23 protein-coding genes are annotated in these 18,513 nt (G+C 60.3%); 10 read left to right on the forward strand and 13 right to left on the reverse strand.

Going from position 1 to position 18,513, the window contains the following annotated elements; all coding sequences use genetic code 11:
* Positions 1 to 102 precede the first annotated feature (102 nt).
* Positions 103 to 483 carry a hypothetical protein gene (locus IH881_17015; protein MCH7869396.1) on the forward strand — a complete coding sequence of 127 codons (381 nt, stop codon included), beginning with the start codon at positions 103 to 105 and terminating at the stop codon, positions 481 to 483.
* Here the strand turns inward: IH881_17015 and IH881_17020 are convergent.
* Positions 476 to 1,306, reverse strand: coding sequence for an enoyl-CoA hydratase (locus tag IH881_17020; protein ID MCH7869397.1), 831 nt, complete (start codon positions 1,304 to 1,306; stop codon positions 476 to 478). The genes IH881_17015 and IH881_17020 overlap by 8 nt on opposite strands.
* Positions 1,307 to 1,404: 98 nt before the next feature.
* On the opposite strand from IH881_17020, the gene IH881_17025 reads away from it, so the two are divergent.
* Positions 1,405 to 3,048, forward strand: coding sequence for a calcineurin-like phosphoesterase C-terminal domain-containing protein (locus IH881_17025; GenBank protein MCH7869398.1), 1,644 nt, complete (start codon positions 1,405 to 1,407; stop codon positions 3,046 to 3,048).
* A gap of 51 nt (positions 3,049 to 3,099) precedes the next feature.
* On the opposite strand, the gene IH881_17030 is transcribed toward IH881_17025, so the two are convergent.
* Positions 3,100 to 3,504 (reverse strand): hypothetical protein, encoded by a 405-nt coding sequence (locus tag IH881_17030; protein ID MCH7869399.1) that lies wholly within the window; start codon positions 3,502 to 3,504, stop codon positions 3,100 to 3,102.
* 138 nt (positions 3,505 to 3,642) lie between these two features.
* Here IH881_17030 and IH881_17035 point away from each other — a divergent pair, with 138 nt between their 5' ends.
* The 5 genes from IH881_17035 (at position 3,643) to IH881_17055 (ending at position 7,496) form a co-directional block, all read left to right on the forward strand.
* Positions 3,643 to 4,800 (forward strand): phosphoserine transaminase, encoded by a 1,158-nt coding sequence (locus IH881_17035; GenBank protein MCH7869400.1) that lies wholly within the window; start codon positions 3,643 to 3,645, stop codon positions 4,798 to 4,800.
* Positions 4,801 to 4,809: 9 nt separating this feature from the next.
* Positions 4,810 to 5,541 carry a single-stranded DNA-binding protein gene (locus IH881_17040; protein MCH7869401.1) on the forward strand — a complete coding sequence of 244 codons (732 nt, stop codon included), beginning with the start codon at positions 4,810 to 4,812 and terminating at the stop codon, positions 5,539 to 5,541.
* A 275-nt stretch (positions 5,542 to 5,816) separates the two neighbouring features.
* Complete coding sequence (locus IH881_17045) at positions 5,817 to 6,407, forward strand: peptidylprolyl isomerase (GenBank protein MCH7869402.1); 591 nt, start codon at positions 5,817 to 5,819, stop codon at positions 6,405 to 6,407.
* 74 nt (positions 6,408 to 6,481) lie between these two features.
* Positions 6,482 to 7,084, forward strand: coding sequence for a peptidylprolyl isomerase (locus IH881_17050; GenBank protein ID MCH7869403.1), 603 nt, complete (start codon positions 6,482 to 6,484; stop codon positions 7,082 to 7,084).
* Between the two features lies 1 nt (position 7,085).
* Positions 7,086 to 7,496, forward strand: coding sequence for a nuclear transport factor 2 family protein (locus IH881_17055; protein ID MCH7869404.1), 411 nt, complete (start codon positions 7,086 to 7,088; stop codon positions 7,494 to 7,496).
* A gap of 19 nt (positions 7,497 to 7,515) precedes the next feature.
* Here IH881_17055 and IH881_17060 read toward each other — a convergent pair whose 3' ends face one another.
* The 3 genes from IH881_17060 to IH881_17070 all read right to left on the reverse strand — a co-directional run bounded on the left by IH881_17060 (position 7,516) and on the right by IH881_17070 (position 9,552).
* The gene (locus IH881_17060; GenBank protein ID MCH7869405.1) at positions 7,516 to 8,346 is read right to left on the reverse strand and encodes a hypothetical protein; all 831 of its coding nucleotides are present in this window, start codon (positions 8,344 to 8,346) and stop codon (positions 7,516 to 7,518) included.
* A 122-nt stretch (positions 8,347 to 8,468) separates the two neighbouring features.
* Positions 8,469 to 8,693 (reverse strand): hypothetical protein, encoded by a 225-nt coding sequence (locus IH881_17065; protein ID MCH7869406.1) that lies wholly within the window; start codon positions 8,691 to 8,693, stop codon positions 8,469 to 8,471.
* 133 nt (positions 8,694 to 8,826) lie between these two features.
* Entirely contained in the window at positions 8,827 to 9,552 is a 726-nt protein-coding gene (locus tag IH881_17070) for a 16S rRNA (uracil(1498)-N(3))-methyltransferase (GenBank protein ID MCH7869407.1), read from the reverse strand.
* A gap of 139 nt (positions 9,553 to 9,691) precedes the next feature.
* On the opposite strand from IH881_17070, the gene IH881_17075 reads away from it, so the two are divergent.
* Positions 9,692 to 9,988 (forward strand): hypothetical protein, encoded by a 297-nt coding sequence (locus IH881_17075; protein ID MCH7869408.1) that lies wholly within the window; start codon positions 9,692 to 9,694, stop codon positions 9,986 to 9,988.
* Between the two features lie 36 nt (positions 9,989 to 10,024).
* Entirely contained in the window at positions 10,025 to 10,420 is a 396-nt protein-coding gene (locus IH881_17080; GenBank protein MCH7869409.1) for a DsbA family protein, read from the forward strand.
* A 41-nt stretch (positions 10,421 to 10,461) separates the two neighbouring features.
* On the opposite strand, the gene IH881_17085 is transcribed toward IH881_17080, so the two are convergent.
* The 5 genes from IH881_17085 to IH881_17105 form a co-directional block, all read right to left on the reverse strand.
* A complete protein-coding gene (locus IH881_17085) occupies positions 10,462 to 11,400 on the reverse strand; it encodes an alcohol dehydrogenase catalytic domain-containing protein (GenBank protein ID MCH7869410.1) in 939 nt (312 codons plus the stop codon).
* Positions 11,401 to 11,457: 57 nt separating this feature from the next.
* Complete coding sequence (locus IH881_17090) at positions 11,458 to 12,813, reverse strand: TRAP transporter large permease subunit (GenBank protein ID MCH7869411.1); 1,356 nt, start codon at positions 12,811 to 12,813, stop codon at positions 11,458 to 11,460.
* Positions 12,814 to 12,816: 3 nt separating this feature from the next.
* Positions 12,817 to 13,404 carry a TRAP transporter small permease subunit gene (locus IH881_17095; GenBank protein ID MCH7869412.1) on the reverse strand — a complete coding sequence of 196 codons (588 nt, stop codon included), beginning with the start codon at positions 13,402 to 13,404 and terminating at the stop codon, positions 12,817 to 12,819.
* Positions 13,405 to 13,424: 20 nt separating this feature from the next.
* Positions 13,425 to 14,468: a TRAP transporter substrate-binding protein gene (locus IH881_17100; protein MCH7869413.1), complete on the reverse strand. Its 1,044-nt coding sequence runs from the start codon at positions 14,466 to 14,468 to the stop codon at positions 13,425 to 13,427.
* A 102-nt stretch (positions 14,469 to 14,570) separates the two neighbouring features.
* Entirely contained in the window at positions 14,571 to 15,254 is a 684-nt protein-coding gene (locus IH881_17105; GenBank protein MCH7869414.1) for a glutathione S-transferase N-terminal domain-containing protein, read from the reverse strand.
* Between the two features lie 113 nt (positions 15,255 to 15,367).
* Here IH881_17105 and IH881_17110 point away from each other — a divergent pair, with 113 nt between their 5' ends.
* On the forward strand, positions 15,368 to 15,751 hold the full coding sequence (locus tag IH881_17110) for a PPOX class F420-dependent oxidoreductase (protein MCH7869415.1): 384 nt from the start codon (positions 15,368 to 15,370) through the stop codon (positions 15,749 to 15,751).
* Between the two features lie 30 nt (positions 15,752 to 15,781).
* On the opposite strand, the gene IH881_17115 is transcribed toward IH881_17110, so the two are convergent.
* The 3 genes from IH881_17115 to IH881_17125 form a co-directional block, all read right to left on the reverse strand.
* On the reverse strand, positions 15,782 to 16,579 hold the full coding sequence (locus tag IH881_17115; protein MCH7869416.1) for a crotonase/enoyl-CoA hydratase family protein: 798 nt from the start codon (positions 16,577 to 16,579) through the stop codon (positions 15,782 to 15,784).
* A 68-nt stretch (positions 16,580 to 16,647) separates the two neighbouring features.
* A complete protein-coding gene (pseC, locus tag IH881_17120; protein ID MCH7869417.1) occupies positions 16,648 to 17,799 on the reverse strand; it encodes a UDP-4-amino-4,6-dideoxy-N-acetyl-beta-L-altrosamine transaminase in 1,152 nt (383 codons plus the stop codon).
* Positions 17,800 to 17,917: 118 nt separating this feature from the next.
* Positions 17,918 to 18,493, reverse strand: coding sequence for an outer membrane beta-barrel protein (locus IH881_17125; protein ID MCH7869418.1), 576 nt, complete (start codon positions 18,491 to 18,493; stop codon positions 17,918 to 17,920).
* Positions 18,494 to 18,513: the final 20 nt, after the last annotated feature.

Consider the following 18,513-nt stretch of genomic DNA (forward strand, 5'->3'; position numbering starts at 1 on the left):
GCCGCTGCGCCGCCAGCCTCGGTGATGAGTCGCACGGGCTCGCGGGACATACAGACAGGACCAGCCGAGTAGATTCGCACGCCAGGCGAGATCTGTGTCCTCGTGATAGCTGAAGAAGTCTTCGTCGCTTCGAACATCCTGGAGCACTTCAGTCGATTCGAGGTGAAGGCCGTGCTCGCGGAGTGGGTGAGCCTGCTCAAGCCCGGCGGACTCATCAAGATCGTTTGCCCCGATGTGCGCGAGATCGCCCGCCAGCTATCGCTTGGAGTCATCGGGATCGAGTGGTTCAACTATTTGATCTTTGGCGGCAATGACTACGAATACAACGTGCACAAGTATGGCTTCGACATGGAGTTGCTGCGCGAGATGCTGATCAACCTCGATTGCGTGATCGAGAAAGAGATCCCGAGTCGAGAGTGGGAGAACCGGCGCCTGGACAAGTACTGCCCGATGGTCACTATCTCTGCTCGACGCGCTAAATGAGGCGATCGAACTGAGGCGGCCTCTTTTCGAGGAAAGATTTGACCCCCTCTTTGAAGTCGGGCGCCTTGAAGCTTTCGAACATCAGGCGAACAGAGTCACTTTGTGCGTGCTCGAGACTCTCCATCATGTGCTGATAGACCTCTCGCTTCATGATCGCCATGGAGCGCGGTGAGCAGTTGGCCGCCATTTCCCGCGCATAGTCCTGCACGAAGGGCAACAACTCCGCGTTCGGCAACACTCGATTGACGAGCCCCATTCGCTCCGCCTCTGCAGCGTCAATTTTGCGCGACGAAAAGAGCAGATCGAGGGCGTGGGCCGGCCCGACCAAGCGGGTCAGGATCCAACTGATTCCCCATTCGGCGATCAGCCCTCGCTTGCTAAAGGCGGTTGTAAAGCTCGCGCTCGACCCGGCAAAGCGCAGGTCGCAATACAATGCGATGGGAACAGCCATGCCCGCACACGGACCGTTGATCGCGGCGATCACCGGCTTGGGAATGGACATCGGATACGAATAGGTCCCGCGAAACGAAGCACCCATGGTCGCATCCCCGGGGTCTGCGTCGAGCTCGGTCGCATCCCCTGCGTCGATCGAGCCGCCCTCGCTGAGGTTCGAGAGGCCTTTCAAATCGGCTCCGGCGCAGAACCCGCGCCCGGCCCCGGTCAAAACGATGACCACGACGGCGGGGTCGGCTTCCGCCTGGGCAAATGCATGCTTCACCTCGACGCCCATCTGAGGGGTCCAGGCATTGAGAGACTTCGGACGATTCAAGGTGATGGTCGCGATCGGATCGTCCACCTTGTATAGAATTTGCTGGTACTCCATGTTCTGCTCCTTCGGGGTTTCGTCGGATCGGGGTTCGGGACTACGCTACCGCTTCGCATCTATTCAAGCACTGAACTCCCCAATCGAGGAACCATTTGTTGATCACCGCCAGAAACCTCTCCTCAGCGGGTCGAGCCTGCGCGGTGTTTTGCCTTTGGCTGCTCGCACTTGGCTGCGCGAACTGGCCCGGCGCCCTGCCTCCGCTCCCGGACTTGCCGGGCCACGCCCGGGGGATCGTCTTCGAAGACCGCAACGGAAACGGCACCCGCGACCCGCGCGAACCCGGCGTTGCCGGGGTCCGGGTCTCTAATGGACGCCAGATCGTCGCGACCGACCGCTACGGACGCTTCATCCTGCCGATCGACGACGACACCGCCATCTTCGTGATCAAGCCCACGGGCATGCGCACGACGATCGACGACCGGATGCTTCCGCGCTTCTACTATCTGCACAAACCATCGGGCTCCCCCGACCATCTGACCTACCCCGCGGTGCCGGCCACCGGACCGCTTCCCGAATCAATCGATTTCCCTCTCTACCGGCAACGCGAGTCATCACCGTTTCGGGTACTGGTGATTGGAGATCCACAACCCCAGTCCATCACCGACGTCGACCACTACCAACGCGACATCTTGAGCGAGTTGCCACAATACGACGCGGCGTTCGGAATCATCCTGGGCGACATCGTCGATCACGATCTATCCCTCTACGACCCCCTGACCCGAGCCACCAGCCTGATCGGAATTCCGTGGTACCACGTATTGGGCAACCACGACATGAACCTCGACGCTCGGGACGACCGAACCTCGGACGAAACCTTCGAGCGCGTATTTGGCCCGAGCACCTACGCCTTCGAATACGCCCATGTTCATTTCATTGTGCTCGACAACATCGTGTTTCGTCCGGAAGATCAAGCCACGGATCAGGCCGCCAGTTATCGCGGGGGACTCACTTCTCAACAACTCGAGTTCATTGCGCACTACACGGAGAGCGTTCCCACGGACGAACGAATCGTATTGCTAATGCACATTCCACTCGTGGGGCGCAAGGGACATCAGGTTCCCGAACGCCGAGCCCTGTTCAAAATCCTGGCGCGCCATCCCCATTTTCTATCCATCTCTGCCCACAGTCATATGCAGGCACACTTTTTCCTCGGGGAGGAGGAGGGGAACCCGGGCGCGGTGCACCACCATTGGAACAGTCCCACTGCCTCGGGCAGTTGGTGGCGCGGTCGCCACGACGAGCGAGGCATTCCCCACGCAACGATGCGAGACGGTTCTCCAAACGGCTATTCGATCATGACCTTCGACGGTCTGGACTACGCGATCCGCTTCAAGCCAGCCGGACGTCCCGCTTCGTATCAGTTGGAAATATCCGCACCGGACCAGGTCGCGACCCACGAGAGCGCAATCGTCTGGGCCAACGTCTTCGCGGGAAGCGAGCGTTCGATAATCGAGATGAGAATCGTCGGGTCGAACCCAGAAATGGCGCGACCGTGGACTGCGATGGAATGGGTCCACGAAAAAGATCCGACCTACAAGAAAGTTCGAGAACGTGAGAGGGACGCCCACGCCCCCGACGAATGGAAACTGCCCCCGGCGTACCCCTCGGCCCATCTATGGAAGGCCGCCTTGCCGGAAGACCTCCCAGCCGGCAGTCACTGGATCGAGGTGCGCAGCACCGACATGTTTGGGCAGCGGGACATCGGGCGCAGAATCATCCGCATAATACAAGAGGAATAACGTATTGAACCGCGGACTTGCGGTACAACACACAAAGTGATGGACGAACCGTCAGCGCGCTTCGGGCGGGGCTTCTATTTCGACCGACACCTCGGGCGCGGTCGCGGTGTCGCGTCGCAGTCGGAGCTTCACGCGCTCGGGCTCGAGATGCGCTTTGCCGCCAAGTTCCGTCGTCTTTACGACGATCAACTGCGAGAGGTAGCCCTCGCGCTGAAAGAAGAGCGTGTGATCGCGATTCGCGGTCAACTCGAGTTCGGGCGGGACCGGGTCCATGCGTTCGCCGTCGACGAATAGGATGAGGGGCTCCGGGCCGACGTCGAGGGCAACCATCTGGGTCGCCGTGCAGCCCGTCAGGCTGGCCAGCCCTAGCAGCAGCATCGGCACCATCAGCACCGACAGCACTGACGAGGCCCGACACGGCGCAGCAGGCCATCCTCTCCGCGCTTCGTACGTCATGGCTCTCCTCTTCAGATGTAGTGACCCGCGGTCGGGATTGTATTTCAGATCGAGAGGAGCCGCGCGGGAAAACCCGGCCGTGGCTTCGCGCCGACGAGGCGATAGACTTCGCGCCACCTTGGTTTGAGAGGCCACCCGATGAAGCCCGATCGACGCCCGCAACGTCGCCCCGATCGACCCGAATTTTCTTCCGGACCCTGCGCGAAGCCGCCGGGCTGGAGCCTCGACCACTTGACCGGAGCCCTGCTCGGCCGTTCGCATCGAGCCAAGCCGAGCAAGGAACGTCTGCAGGCCGTGATCGATCGCTCGAAGGCGACCCTCGCAATTCCCGACGACTATCGAATCGGCATCGTCGCCGCATCGGATACGGGCGCGATCGAGATGGCGCTGTGGTCGATGCTCGGAGAACGCCCGGTGGACATGCTCGCGTGGGAAAGTTTCGGCGAGGGCTGGATCACGGACGTACAGCAGCAATTGAAACTCGATGACACTCGAGTTCTCACCGCAGACTATGGAGATCTGCCGGATCTTTCGTCCGTCAATTTCGATCACGACGTCGTCTTCACCTGGAACGGAACCACCTCCGGGGTCCGCGTTCCCGACGGCCACTGGATTCCCGAAGCGCGCGCGGGACTCGTCTTTTGCGACGCGACGTCGGCAGTCTTCGCAATGGATCTACCCTGGTCCAAACTCGACGTCGTGACCTGGTCCTGGCAAAAGGTGCTCGGTGGCGAAGCCGCCCACGGCATGCTGGTGCTCTCTCCCCGGGCCGTGGCACGACTCGAGAGTTTTGAACCCGATCGACCGCTGCCCAAGATTTTCCGCATGACCAAGGACGGCAAGTTGATCGAGGGAATCTTCAAGGGAGAGACCATCAACACGCCCTCGATGCTCTGCGTCGAAGACGTGCTCGTTTCCCTCGAATGGGTCGCAAACAACGGCGGGTGTGCGGGCATGCGCGACCGCTCGACGGCGAATCTCGACGCGATCAGCCAGTGGGTCGACAAAACGGATTGGGTCGATTTTCTTGCACATGATCCCGCGACGCGCTCTTCGACCTCGATTTGCCTGCAGATCGTCGATCCGTGGTTTACCCAAATGGACGAAAGCGAGCGCAGTGTCAGCGCCAAGAAGATCGGTGCGCTGCTGGACGCCGAGGGAGTCGCGTTCGACATCAATTCCTACAAAGCGGCGCCGCCCGGGCTGCGAATTTGGGGCGGAGCAACCGTCGAGACCTCCGACATCGAAGCGCTATTGCCCTGGCTCGACTGGGCCTTCGCCGAAATCAAGGGTTGAATCGATTCGATGGATATAGCACGACGCGTTCGCAGCGCGACCCGAAAGCTCAGCAAAGAAGTCAGTCAACTCAGCTTTGCCGATCCCGTTACCCACGTCTACAACCCGCTCGTTTACGCGTCGCGCAGTCACGACGATTACATTGCCCGCTATGCAGCGCGAAAAAAGCGCGTCATTTTTCTCGGCATGAACCCGGGCCCCTACGGAATGTCCCAGACTGGCGTCCCCTTCGGAGAGGTGAACTGGGTACGAGATTGGCTCGAGATTGAGCAGCCGGTCGGCAGACCGCAATGCGAGCACCCCAAGCGACCCGTGACCGGCTTTGCGTGCACACGCAGTGAAGTCAGTGGCGATCGCGTCTGGAGCAGCATCGCAGCGCACTTCAAGACTCCCAAGCGCTTCTTTGCAAAGCACTACATCGCCAACTATTGCCCTCTGGTCTTCATGGAGGAGAGCGGAAGGAACCGGACACCGGACAAACTGCCCCGGGACGAACGCGACGCCCTGTTCGAGATCTGCGATCGGCACCTGCGGCGCCTGGTCGAGATTCTCGAGCCCAAATGGGTGATCGGGATCGGCGCATTTGCAACCAAGCGGGCCGAACTGGCCCTCGCAGGCAGCGGGCCGCGGATCGCGGCCGTGCTACATCCCAGTCCCGCAAATCCGAGGGCAAACGCCAATTGGCGGGGCGTTGTGGGGCAACAACTGGTCGAACTCGGCCTGTGTAAATGTCCGGACTGATTGCGGCATCGGCACGTGTCCCCGGGTGGGGAATTCCCACGAGCGGCGTTATGGTCTGGCCCTCGCACGCGACTCCAGCGATATTCTCGAATCGATTAATGACCGCAACGACTACAAAGACGACTACAAAGACAAAGACCACGAAAGGACTGATCATGAACTGCGCGCCCTATTCCAATTCGTCCCGCACGATCCAGCTCACGCCGGTGCTGCTGTTTGCCGTGACGCTATTTCTGATCACCACCAGTTGCGGGGCCGCTGAAGAGGCAAAACCGATGGGCGCCACTGGGGTGGAAGCCATCGACGCGTTCATCGCCTCTGCACCGATCAACAAGGGTGAAGGCATGAAGTGGAAGAGTCGGCTCCCCACTCCGCCCAAGGTCGCCTTTGATCCGAACAAGACCTACTACTGGCTACTCGAGACCAACATCGGCTCGATCAAAGTCAAGCTGCTTTCGGACACGGCACCCATGCACGTGTCGAGCACCATCTATCTGACCCGGCTGGGTTTTTACAACGATGTCAAATTTCACCGGATCATCCCGGGCTTCATGGCCCAGGGTGGAGACCCGACTGGATCCGGACGCGGCGGGCCCGGCTACAAGTACGCGGGCGAGTTCGTCAACGGCGCCAAGCACGACAGGGCCGGCGTACTCAGCATGGCCAACTCGGGACCCAATACCGACGGCAGCCAATTCTTTCTGACCTTCAAACCCACGCCCCATCTCAACGGCAAGCACACCGTTTTTGGCTACGTCGTCGAAGGCATGGGGACCGTCAAGGAACTCGAAGCAAACGGCACACGTGGACGCGGCAAGCCGAAAATGGATCTATTCATTCAAAGAGCGACGATCATCGTCGAGTAGGCGGCTCACATCTCGTACCCCCATTGCGCTGCCCGATCGGGCCCCGCAGAAAACCAAGTCAGGAGAACACCCGCATGGCGGACAGCGCCCAAGACAAGGCCATCGAGGCGATCGACGCGTTCATCGCGTCCGCTGAGATCGATAAATCTGATTCCAACTGGAAGACCAAATTGCCCAAGCCCTCTATCGTCGATTTCGAAGCCGGGACCGACTACTTCTGGGACATCGAAACCAACATTGGCAATATCGAGATCAAGCTGTTGCATGCCGTCGCACCCATGCACGTCACCAGCACCATCTATCTCGCTCGCCTCGGATTCTACGATGGAGTGATCTTCCATCGAGTGATCGATGGCTTCATGGCCCAGGGCGGAGACCCGCTGGGGCTCGGCACGGGGGGCCCAGGCTATCAGTACGACGGCGAGTTTTCTCCGGACGCGCGCCACGATCGACCGGGCTTGCTCAGCATGGCAAACTCGGGCCCCGGCACCGATGGCAGCCAGTTCTTCCTGACCTTCGTCCCGACGCCTCACCTCGACGACAAGCACGCAATTTTTGGTGAGGTCACTGGCGGCATGGACATCGTCCAGGCGCTGGAGGCCAAAGGCTCGAGCAGCGGGAAAACCAGCGAGCACCTGGAAATGGTCAGCACCAAGATCCGAGCAGTCTCCGCCTGATATGAGTCGAGAAGCTGCGGACGCCATTGCTGCACTTCGCGTCAATGCCGCCCTCTACGCGTCCATCGCCGACGGCAACCTGGCAGCGATGGACGGGCTGTGGGCCCGAGACGAGCCCGTGCTCTGCATTCATCCCGGCGGAGCTCCGTTGCAGGGCCGTGTCGCCGTCATGGCCAGCTGGAACGAAATCTTCGAACGGGGCGGGCCCCCGATCAGCTACAGCCAGGACTCGGTAAGCCTGATCCGAGGGCTCGCCTTTGTGAGCTGTCTCGAGCACCTCGGCGACACCACCTTGTCGGCCAGTAACATTCTCGTCTGGGAATCCAGCGCATGGCGCATCGTCCAGCACACCGCGGGCGTATTGACTGAATCGCAGGGCCTCGACCTGCCGCCCTCAGGGCCGCTTCACTAAACGCAGACAAAAAGCCCATTCAAGCGAGTTCGATCAGGCTCCCGTGGCGCGCCAGCTGGAAGCGGCCACCCTCCTTGCCCGCGGCTTTGCCGCCCGCGTACAAGACGTCGCGCAACACCCGTTCGATTTCTTCGTCGTCTCGACTTGCGACGGCAATGCCGAGGAGACGGAGTGCCGGGTGGAACTGCGCTGCGTCGGCCAGGCCGAGGTCCGCGGGTGTAAATTGGCGAACTGCAATCTCGAATTTTGCTTCGAGGGCGCGCTCGATCGACTGGACCTTGACGCGAGAAGCATCGCTCGATTGATCGAGTGCGGTCGCAAACAGTCGTCGCCCGGCAGCAGAACCCTTCTTCGATTTTCCATCTGGCTTTGATTTGGAAAATTTCTCGACCATGGCCGAAGCACAGTCACCTACCCGGGACTGGAGATCGCGCAGGAGCTTCGGGGGTCGCAAGTCTTCGAGGCGATCCTCTCGAAGCGCGTCGAGATCGCCCTTCCAGAGACAGGTAAAGAGCCCGCCCTGGGTCGATTGCTTCTCATCGCGGATTCGCTTGCGATAGTCCATCCATTCGAAGCGAACCTCTGATTCCCAATTCGCGAAGAAGCGTTGGCCCTCACCTTCTCCGCTGATCGCTCGACTCGAGCGCGGCGGATCCAGCACCTGGATGTGATAGCTCGCAGGACGCTGGCCGCGCTTCGACGCCTGTTTGTCTGCGTCCTTACGTGAGTCGTAGGCGGATGGATCGCTGTAGAGAACGTCCCCCTGCTCGAAGCGACAATTGTGAAGCGCGGATCCAAATGCTTTGGGGACGGCCCAGGCGAACCCCGAATACAGCTCCAACTCGCTCATCGCCTCGCTCCTCCAATTCTCGAAAGCAGGGAATCCTCGACGCCCTTGGCCGCGCTTGCAGGCGAAGGCCACGGCGCACGTCGTACGCGCAAGCATCGCGTTTTTTGGATGAGAATGCCCGCTCAGGCCAGACTGGCGGGGGCGCGCTGATCTACGACTTCACTGGTGAGCGTGGCACCGCAGACGCGACAGCGCCCCTCGATGTACACGAGACCATCCTCTTCGAACTCATTCGGATCGTCGATGCCCAGGTCGGGGAGCCTGCAACCGCCACACCAGGTGTTCTCGATAATCCAGGAACGTTCTGCGCGACTGCGTTGAAAGAAGTCTCGGCCGACTCTACCCATTGCTGCTCGTCTTCCTCTCACTCATAGCGGCGCAGCAACGTATCACAGCGCGCTGCCATGATTGATGGGGACCTCTCTCCATTTTTGCTTTGAGGACTATCGCGGTCAGGGGAGAAAACACCCGATCCACCGTTTAAAATAGACGCGCAAGCAGAGCCGGGAGTGCCGTCTCCACCCGAAGGATTCGTTCGCCCAGGTGAACTACCGAACAACCGGCCGCTTCGAGCTTCTCAACCTCAAACGGAACAAACCCGCCCTCCGGCCCCATGACCAACGTCACGTCCCCCGCGACCGCTCGCGGACACTCGGCCGACGCTGCGGGGTGAGCGACCAACCCCAGGGTCCCCTTCACCAGGCTGGGAAGCTCGTCTTCGACGAAGGGACGGAAGCGAGTTCGCAGTTCGACCTCCGGCACAAGTGTGTCTTTGGCTTGCTCGAGACCCAGGATCAAGGGCTTGATGAGTTCACCGTCGCGCAGCACTTTGCTGTTCCAAAAGCTGCGCTCTACCCGGTTGGCCTGAATCAAGTACAACTTCTTGACGCCCATGGCCGTGGCGGAGAGCAACACTCGTTTCAACACCAGCGGACGCGGCAGCGCCAGAACCAGCGTCACAGGCAGCGGCGACGGTGGATCGCGGTCCAGCACGACCTCCATCTCCAGGATCTCACCTTCGACCCGTACGACAGCCCCGCGTCCGATTCTCCCGCCGGCAACGCCAACGCACAACTCATCTCCCGGTGCAACGCGATGAATGGACTGGATGTATTCGCAGCGGCGCCCGGATAGACGGACCTTTCCGCCCTCACTGTCCCCCCCTCCCGAAACGAAGTCGTCCTCGAACAGAAGAACCAGGTTCATTGAATGATCCAATATGACATGCTGAAAACCTTACCTGCGTGGTGCAGCAAACGCCGGCGGGTTGACTGCGACTTTCACTAGAAGGTCGAACGGTGTACCCTGCCGCCCCGAAAACATCAACACAAACGGAGACTCAATCGTGGAGCAGAACTCTTCTGGCGCTGGCTTGATCGGGGCCGCCGTCATCGTCGCAATCGCAATTCTCGGCAGCAGCTACCTGCTCTCGACCTCACTGGACCGGGCCAGCAATCAGCTCGAAAAAACCTTCGCCAGTCTCGAAAACTTCAAGCCTGTTGCGGCCGCACCTGGGGCGGCCGCACCGCGCAGGACCGGGCCCGATCCCGACAAGGTCTATGAAGTGGCCGTGGGCAATGCTCCTTTTCACGGGCCCAAGAACGCCAAGGTCACCATCATCGAGTTTTCGGACTTTCAGTGACCTTACTGCGGGAGGGTCGGTCCGACCCTCAAGGCTCTGAGACAGCAGTACCCCAAAGACGTGCGCATTGTCTTCAAGCACATGCCTCTTTCGTTCCACTCCAAGGCACCGGCCGCACACGCCGCTGCTGAAGCGGCACTCATGCAAGACAAGTTCTGGGAAATGCACGATCTCATCTTCGAAAATCAGCGCGACTTGAGCACCGCCACATTCGAAAAATACGCGAAGCAAATTGGGCTCGACATCGAGCAGTACAAAAAAGATTTGAAGTCGGAGGCACTCAAGAAGCGAATTGATGACGACACTTCGCAAGCTCGGAAACTGGGCGCGACCGGAACCCCCGCCTTCTTCATCAACGGGCGCTTCCTCTCGGGCGCACAACCCATTGATTCGTTCAAGCGTCTGATCGATGAGATGCTAAAGAAAGGTTGATAAGGAAGGTTGCAGGAAAGGCCCCAAGAAAGATCCGCGGATCAAACCTCCAGCACGACCTTGATGGCGCCCGCTCGGCGATCCCCGGCAATTTCGAATGCCCGGGTCGCTTCGTCGAGCGGGATGCGGTGGGTGATCAAGGTATCGGCAACCTCCGAATGCCCGGCCAGGATCTGGACCGCACGCTCAAAATCGCTCTCGTTGTGGCGGTGAGCGTACATGCTCGAGGGAACGATCCTTATTTCCTTGAGACATAGGGACACGCCGGGTAGATCCATGCCCTGCCAGTAGCTCGCGAGCAGAATGAGGGTGCCGCCCGGTCGACACAAACTGACCGCTTGTGCGAGAGCATCCCCGGTCCCCGCGCAATCGACGACGAATTCATACTCGCCTTCCAATGCCACCGCGCCGAGTCGTTCTGCTGCTTCAATCTGATGAGGATGGCGAGCCGCTACCGAGACTTCGGCACCCTCGGCTCGCGCGGCAGCCAAAGCGCACAAGCCGATCGAGCCCGCACCGATCACCGCGACTCGAACGCCAGCAGTGACACCGCCTTCGCGAATTCCGTGAACCGCGACTGCAAGAGGTTCGCTGAGACAGGCGTCTTCGACCGCGAGTTTCGAATCGAGCGGAACCAGGCATCGTTCGGGAAGCCAGATTTCGTCCGTCATCCCACCGTCTCTTCCAACGCCCACGATGATGTCAATACCCGAGCGGCACAGGTTGAAGCGCCCCTCGCAACAAAGGTCACAGCTTCCGCACGGCACGAGCGGTTCGACGGCCACGGCTCGTCCGTCGTCGAGCACGCCGGCAAATTCGTGACCCAGGGTGCGGCCAGGCGGCATCCCCAACGCGATCAGATGAAGATCCGAGCCACAGATCCCGGCCGACTTCACTTTGATGCGAACGCCCTCTTCCCTCGTCGGCCGGGCGATGTCCACAACTCGTGCCTGATTTTCGCAGCAGCGAACAGCGCGCATCGGGGTACCTCGTCAAAAATGGGTTTGGGAAACCCTATCGCATGACGTCGATCCAGATCAGGGCCCATACGCCATGCGTGGCAACCATAGTGCTATTTCGGGCCAGTAAAAAATCAACAACAAGCCGACGATCTGCAAGAAGATAAAGGGCACGACACCGCGATAGATCGTCGTCAGTGTGACTTCCTCGGGCGCCACGCCCTTGAGGTAGAACAGTGCAAACCCGACCGGCGGCGTCAAAAATGACGTCTGGAGACAGACGGCGAACAAGACCGTGAACCAGACCAGGTCGAAACCGAGGTTTGTCACCACGGGTGCGACCAGGGGCAGCACGATCAACGTGATTTCGATCCAGTCCAGGAAGAAGCCCAGCAGGAAGGTAAAGAAGAGAATGGTCAGCACGATGCCCTCGGGACCAAACGGCAGTCCCAGCAGTGCGGACGCGATCAACACGTCACCGCCGAGGCCGCGCAGCACCAGCGAATAGGCCGTCGCGGTGAGCAAGATCGCAAAGATGAAGCCGGTGGTTCGGGTGGTGTCGCGCAGAACCTCGCGCAGCACTCCGCGGTCGAGCCGCCCCTTGCCGAGCGCGAGCAGACCTGCGCCGAGCGCCCCAACGCCCGAGGCCTCGGTTGGCGTCGCAACCCCAAAGAAAATACTCCCCAGCACTGCAAGCATGAGGCCGAGGGCCGGAGCAACCGCCTTCGCGATGCCCAGAAGAAGCTTGAAATCGATCGACACGGCCTCATCGGAGAGCGGTGCGACCTCGGGGCGCAGCTGTGCGTAGATCAAGATGTACAGGATGTAGAGCGCGCCGAGCATGACGCCCGGAATCAGTGCTCCCAGAAACAAATCGCCAACCGAGATGGCCAGACGATCCGCCATCATGACCAACATGATGCTGGGCGGGATCAATATCCCGAGGGTTCCCACCGCGGCTACGGTGCCCGCGGCAAGCTCGGGCTGGTAACCCTGGCGCAGCATGATGGGGAGTCCGAGCAAGGCGAGCAGTACGACCGAGGCACCGATGATTCCGGTCGATGCCGCCAACAACACGCCGATCAGCGTTACCGTGACGGCCAAACCTCCGCGCACGCGGCCAAAGAGCCTGGCAAAGTTGGTCATCAAATCCGCCGCAACACCCGAGCGGTCGAGCATCAAGCCCATGAAGATGAACATGGGCAGCGCCACCAGCAGCCAGTTGTTCATCAGATCCCAGATGCGATCCACGCTCAGGGACGCATAGGCCCAGTCGGCGCCCACCGGAATGCCGAAATCTGATTCTGCGATCACGGAGATCGCTGTGAAGAAAACCGCGAGTCCACCGAGAACCCAGGCCACGGGATAACCGGTAAAGATCAGCACGACGAACAGGACGAACATCGCAATGACGAGGATTTCGTTCAGCGCCAAAACCTAACGATCCTTGCCCTGATCGATTGGCGCAGCCGCCGGACCCAGGGCCTCGGGCGCATCGAACAAGTAGGCTGATACCCGCAACAACCTCGAGAATGCAGCGACTGCCAACAACGCGAACCCGACAAAGAGAGCGCTCTTGATGAGCCAACGAAAGCCGAGCCCACCGGGGGCCTGGGACACCTCCCCTGCTAGAAATGAGTACTGGATGAACGGCAGGCTGTAGTAGAGGATCAGTGCGATGAACGGAAACAACAGCAACAACAATCCATACAGCTCCACCCAGGCCTGCATGCGAAGGCTCAAACGCGTGCGAATGAAATCAACGCGCACATGGTTGTCGGATTCCAGGCAATAGGCCAGGCCTGAGAGAAAGCCGACCGCATAGAGGTGCCACTGGAGTTCTTCGAATTCGATGCGGCCCTCTCCAAACACGTATCGCATGATCACGTTGAGAACGATCGTGGCCAGCAGTACGAGCCACACCCACGAAACCATGTCGCCAACACTGCGGATCAGTCGATCGATCCGAGTCGAGAGCCGGGTCTGGGGCAAGACGCGGTGCAGATCAAGGGTAGGTTCAGACATCGGATTCAATCATCGCAGCGTCAAAAATCCCTGGGCAGAAAGCCAAGACGTTTCCAACTCGAGTATCGCTTGGAGAATGCCCTCTGCGAATCGAGTACCCGGGCAAAATCTGGGTTCTTCTTGCGCAGCAGTTCCAGAACGCGATCCGTCGTGCGGGAAAGCTCGCGCAGAATGGGTTCTGACAGGCTGCGTATCTTTACGCCGTTGGCGCGAAACCGCTCGATGACTTCACCCTGCAGCGCCTCACCCTTGGCCAGGCTGTTGATCACCCCCGCAGTGCAGCTGGTTTGCAACGCCGCCTGCTGACTCTTCGCGAGGCTCTCCCAACTCTCAATATTGACGACAAGATGAAAGGCGCTGAAGGGCTGATGCCAACCCGGAAAATAGTTGTAGGGCACGACGCGATCAAAACCGAGGCGCTCGTCGATCGCGGGCATCGAAAACTCGGTGGCGTCGATCGCTCCCTTCTCCAGGGCCTGAAATATCTCCCCACCCGGCAGCATCGTGACCGAGGCGCCGAGTTCCTGCATCACCATGCCGCCGAGACCCGCAAAGCGAATCTTCAGCCCGCGGAGATCTTCGAGGGATCGAATCTCTTCGCGAAACCAGCCGGCGGACTCCGGTCCGATCAAGCCGCAAAAAATGGGCAGAATGTTGAGTGGCCGATAGATGTCTTCGCCCAGCTTCCGGCCGCCACCGTAGTACCACCAGGCCGCGTACTCCCAGGGCTCCATGCCGAAGGGAACCGCGCCGAACAGAACCGAGGCGGGAATGATCCCCTGGTCGTAACCCAACCAGGTATAACCCGCCTCGACCTTTCCCTCTTTGACGGCTTCGACGATGCTGAACGGAGGCACCACCGCCCCAGGTTCGTAAACATCCAGCAGCAATGAGCCGGCGCTCGTCGCCGCGACCCTTTCGGAAATGAAGAGCGCATTGTCTCCCAGGGCCGGGAGTTGCGTGCCGAACGCAATCGGGAGCTTCCACCGCACATTGGAGACCGCAATTTCAGAGGCCTGAACACGTTTCACTCGGTCAACCGGGCGCAGTGCCAGAGATGCCATCCCGCCGACGATGAATGCGGTTGCAACCGCGATCAGGGCTGCGCGATTCGAAAGCCCGCCGCGCCCTCGCGTCACATCGGGTTCAGCCATCAACGTGTCTCCCTAGGTCTGAAGGATCTTGCGAGCTTTCTTCGCGTACTCCTCGGCATCCTCCGCGCTGCTCTCCCGGTCGAGTTGAGGAGTGGGCACGTCGATACCACGCTGGCAAGCGGGCCGTTCGCTCATCTCCCCCATCCAGCGCGAGAGACCGTCGAGACCCTCTACCGAGACACCCGACCAACCATGGATTCGCACCCAGGACCAGTTGGCGATGTCCGCGATGGAGTAGTCCCCGGCGAGCCATTGATGGTCGACCAGGCGACTGTTCAACACTTCGAACAGGCGACGTGATTCATTTTGATAGCGATCGATCGCGGCTTGAATCTTTTCGGGGAAGTACCGAAAGAAGACATTGGCCTGCCCCATCATCGGCCCAATTCCCCCCATTTGAAACATCAACCATTGGATCACCTGGGAACGACCTTTGGCGTCGCTCGGGAGCAAGTCCCCCGCCTTCTCGGCGAGGTAGATCATGATGGCGCCCGACTCGAAGACGGCGAAGTCTCCTTCTCCGCGATCGACAATGACCGGGATGCGGCCGTTCGGATTGAGCGCCAGGAACTCGGGTTTTTTCTGATCGCCTTCCATCAGATCGATCGTCTTGACGTCGTAGGGGATTGCGAGTTCTTCCAGGGTGATGGAAGCCTTCCATCCGTTCGGGGTGGGGGACGTATACAGATCGATCATGTTCGCTCCTATGACATGGGTTTGCCGGCGCGTATGCGGGCAATACTAGCAGCCCGTCGAGGAACCCTTCGATCGCCGTGGGCCCTGCCGCTAGCCTTCGCTACCTTCGATCCATGTCCCGACAAGACTGCGCCGACTCCACCTATATCAACCTCGAAACCTTCAAGCGCGATGGAAACGGGGTCAAGACTCCCGTCTGGTGCGCCCCCCTCGGCGACAAACTCGTCGTCTTTACCGAAGCCAAAGCCTTCAAGGTCAAACGTCTGAGTCGCGACCCAAAAATTCGCGTGGCCCGCTGCGATATGCGGGGCAAGGTGCGCGGAGAGTGGTGCACAGGAACCGGCCGACTCGCCGATTCACAAGCTGAACAAGACCTCGCCTACGCGGCCCTGCACAAGAAGTACGGCTGGATCATGCGCGTCACGGACTTCTTTTCCACGCTTACCGGGCGCATCCACGGCCGGGCGATCCTGGTCCTTTCACTGGACATCGACTAGCAAGCCCATTGCGGCCACGGGCTATGCCCATCACTCGCCGCGAAAAACCGGCTTGCGTTTTTCAGCAAAAGCGCGCGGCCCCTCCCGGGCATCCTTGGTCGCGAACACCGGCATACCAATCTCGAGTTCGCGCTCGAGAGCGCTGGCCTCACTGAAACTTTCATCGACCTCACGCAGCATCTTCATCAGCGCCTTGATCGAAAGAGGCGCGGTCTCGCAGACCTCCTCGGCCACCCGCGTGGCTTCCGCGAGTGCCTGGCCCCTTGGAACCAAGCGACCCACGAGTCCACAGTTGAGGGCCTCCTGAGCCGACATGTGCCGACCGGTCAGCAGTAGCTCGGCCGCGATCGTATAGGGGATCTGTCGCCGCAGTCGAACACTCGAGCCGCCCAGGGGAAATAGACCGCGCTTGGCTTCGGTAATGCCAAAGGTCGCGTCTTCGGCAGCCACGCGGATATCGGTACCCTGAAGAATCTCCGTACCTCCGGCGACTGCAAACCCTTCTACCGCGGCGATCAACGGTTTCATCGGACGGTTGTGGCGAAGCAACGCCTGCCAGTGCAGGTCAGGGACCTCTTTCATGAGTTCCTGAAACTCTTCGTCGACTTGATCGGAGCCCATGGCTTTGAGGTCGGCCCCCGCGCAAAATACGTCGCCCCGCCCCGTCAGGATGGCGACCCTCAGCTCGTCGTCGGAATCGAGCAGGCGCCAGGCCTGGTACATCCCTACCAGCATCCCGGGGCTGAGTGCGTTCTTTGCTTCGGGCCGGTTCAAAGTCACGGTCAAGATCGGCCCGTCGCGTTCGACCAGGCAGTGGTCGGTATTCATGAACTCTCCTCGTTCTGCTGAGCTTGGGACAACTCACTGAGATGGGAAGTGTCACGGAAGCGGGGCGATCACACAAGCAGGTCCCGAACACTGCGATCCAGTATTTCGATCACGCGTTCGAGATCGTCGTCTCCCATGGCCGGAAAAATCGGAAGCGAAATCGCCCGGGCCGCATAGTCCTCTGCAACAGGACAACTTCCCGGGGTAAAACCCAGGTCTTCGAACAGCGGATGCAGGTGAACCGGGCGATAGTGGACCTGAACCCCCAAGCCTTCGGCGCGCAGGCGATCGAAGAGTGGATCACGTCGCTTTGCCTCGCGAACGCGGATCACATAGAGGTGCCAGCTGGGCTCTACCCCGACTTCGGTGGTGGGCAATTCGAGCCCGTCGATACCCGCGAAAGCGCTCGAATACTGCGCCGCAATCTCTCGCCGGCGGGCGAGGAACTCGTCGAGTCTGCGCAACTGACTCAGCCCCAGGGCACACAACACATCCGGCAGGCGGTAATTCAACCCCAGATCCTGAACTTCGTAGTAGCCACTGCCGCCCGTCTTGCGGTGCCGCACCGGAACGCGCTCGATTCCGTGGTTACGGAACCGTTCTGCGCGCTCGGCCCAGTCCTCACGAGCGGTAAACACGGCACCGCCTTCAGCGGTCGTCACTCCCTTGACCGGATGGAAGCTGGTGGCCGTGGCATCGGCGAGTTGGGCGACCGAACGGCCCTCGCGTCGGGCGCCCAACGAATGAGCCCCGTCGGAGACGATCGCGACACCTCGGCGTTCGGAAATTGCACGCATGGCTGCGTAGTCTGCCGGATGCCCGGCGTAGTCGACCGGCACGATCAACTTGCAGTCCGGTCCCATCACCGCATCGACGGCCGCGGGATCCAGATTACCCGTGCTCGGATCGACGTCTGCGAAGCGAACCTTGGCGCCGAGATGCAAGGCGCAGCTCGCCGTCGATACAAAAGTCAGGGGTGAGGTCACGATTTCGGCACCCGGACCAAGACCCGCCGCGAAGTAGGCGACGTGCAACGCCGCGCTGCCCGAATTTACGACGACTGCTCGGGGCACGCCCGTCAGCTCTGCGAGTGCGTTCTCGAATTCCTGGACCTTGGGGCCGGTCGTCAGCCAGTCCCCCCGCAGCACTTCGGTCACCGCCTCGATGTCACGCTCGTCGATCGATTGACGGCCATACGGGAGACGGGGCAAATCGCTCATCGCAGGATTCTCCAGAAACGGCCGGACTCAGCCGAACACCGGTATATCTCGTCAGACTGCGAAGTGCGAGTGCCGCAGTGTCGAACTCGACGAGAAGTACGACAAAGCAGATGAGAAGCTAGAAACGAATCAAGGCACCCACACGAATCTGATCTTGACCATCCAGAATCGCAACCTCGTTCTCGATCACCGTCTTGGTGTGGAACCCATAGCCCACGTCCACGAAGAGACCGAACGGATCGAAGATCAACAGGTCCACGCCGCCGCCGACTCGAATCAAAAAGCGGTTCTCGCTTCTTCCGCCCACGTCGACACCTCCGAAACCGACGCCAAACCGCAGATAGGGCTCAACCCAATCGGGTAATAGCGAAACCTCGAAATAGCTCAGCGGGTATCCCTTTAGATTGAAGCTGATCTCGTAGGACCTCAAATTCTTGGAGTCGTCCGTTTCGCTGGGATCGGTGCCCTTGAGATTGGTGAAGTCGTGGGTGCGGGACAACCAGACGTGGCTGAAATCCAACTCGCCTGCGATGTAGGCGTTGTGTCGAACTCCGGCAGTCAGCGACAAGCCAACACCGGGTCCGAAGTCGACATTGCCCTGGCGGGCGTCGGGTAGACCGCCCACGATCCCGGCCTGAAGGTAGTATCCCGTCCACTTTTCCGAAGATTCGGTTTCCGCTCTTGCGGAATTCAATGGCACGACGGCGCCGCACA

The organism is Myxococcales bacterium (genome assembly GCA_022563535.1).
GTDB lineage: Bacteria > Myxococcota_A > UBA9160 > UBA9160 > UBA4427 > DUBZ01.

What these genes read in the sequence shown, in the direction of transcription:
- IH881_17045 (MCH7869402.1), top strand. Translation starts at nt 5,817, where the DNA reads ATGGGCGCCACTGGGGTGGAAGCCATCGACGCGTTCATCGCCTCTGCA.
- IH881_17115 (MCH7869416.1), bottom strand. Translation starts at nt 16,579, where the DNA reads ATGAATACCGACCACTGCCTGGTCGAACGCGACGGGCCGATCTTGACC.
- pseC (MCH7869417.1), bottom strand. Translation starts at nt 17,799, where the DNA reads ATGAGCGATTTGCCCCGTCTCCCGTATGGCCGTCAATCGATCGACGAG.
- IH881_17070 (MCH7869407.1), bottom strand. Translation starts at nt 9,552, where the DNA reads ATGAACCTGGTTCTTCTGTTCGAGGACGACTTCGTTTCGGGAGGGGGG.
- IH881_17065 (MCH7869406.1), bottom strand. Translation starts at nt 8,693, where the DNA reads ATGGGTAGAGTCGGCCGAGACTTCTTTCAACGCAGTCGCGCAGAACGT.
- IH881_17035 (MCH7869400.1), top strand. Translation starts at nt 3,643, where the DNA reads ATGAAGCCCGATCGACGCCCGCAACGTCGCCCCGATCGACCCGAATTT.
- IH881_17095 (MCH7869412.1), bottom strand. Translation starts at nt 13,404, where the DNA reads ATGTCTGAACCTACCCTTGATCTGCACCGCGTCTTGCCCCAGACCCGG.
- IH881_17110 (MCH7869415.1), top strand. Translation starts at nt 15,368, where the DNA reads ATGTCCCGACAAGACTGCGCCGACTCCACCTATATCAACCTCGAAACC.
- IH881_17020 (MCH7869397.1), bottom strand. Translation starts at nt 1,306, where the DNA reads ATGGAGTACCAGCAAATTCTATACAAGGTGGACGATCCGATCGCGACC.
- IH881_17040 (MCH7869401.1), top strand. Translation starts at nt 4,810, where the DNA reads ATGGATATAGCACGACGCGTTCGCAGCGCGACCCGAAAGCTCAGCAAA.
- IH881_17085 (MCH7869410.1), bottom strand. Translation starts at nt 11,400, where the DNA reads ATGCGCGCTGTTCGCTGCTGCGAAAATCAGGCACGAGTTGTGGACATC.
- IH881_17100 (MCH7869413.1), bottom strand. Translation starts at nt 14,468, where the DNA reads ATGGCATCTCTGGCACTGCGCCCGGTTGACCGAGTGAAACGTGTTCAG.
- IH881_17030 (MCH7869399.1), bottom strand. Translation starts at nt 3,504, where the DNA reads ATGACGTACGAAGCGCGGAGAGGATGGCCTGCTGCGCCGTGTCGGGCC.
- IH881_17060 (MCH7869405.1), bottom strand. Translation starts at nt 8,346, where the DNA reads ATGAGCGAGTTGGAGCTGTATTCGGGGTTCGCCTGGGCCGTCCCCAAA.
- IH881_17050 (MCH7869403.1), top strand. Translation starts at nt 6,482, where the DNA reads ATGGCGGACAGCGCCCAAGACAAGGCCATCGAGGCGATCGACGCGTTC.
- IH881_17055 (MCH7869404.1), top strand. Translation starts at nt 7,086, where the DNA reads ATGAGTCGAGAAGCTGCGGACGCCATTGCTGCACTTCGCGTCAATGCC.
- IH881_17105 (MCH7869414.1), bottom strand. Translation starts at nt 15,254, where the DNA reads ATGATCGATCTGTATACGTCCCCCACCCCGAACGGATGGAAGGCTTCC.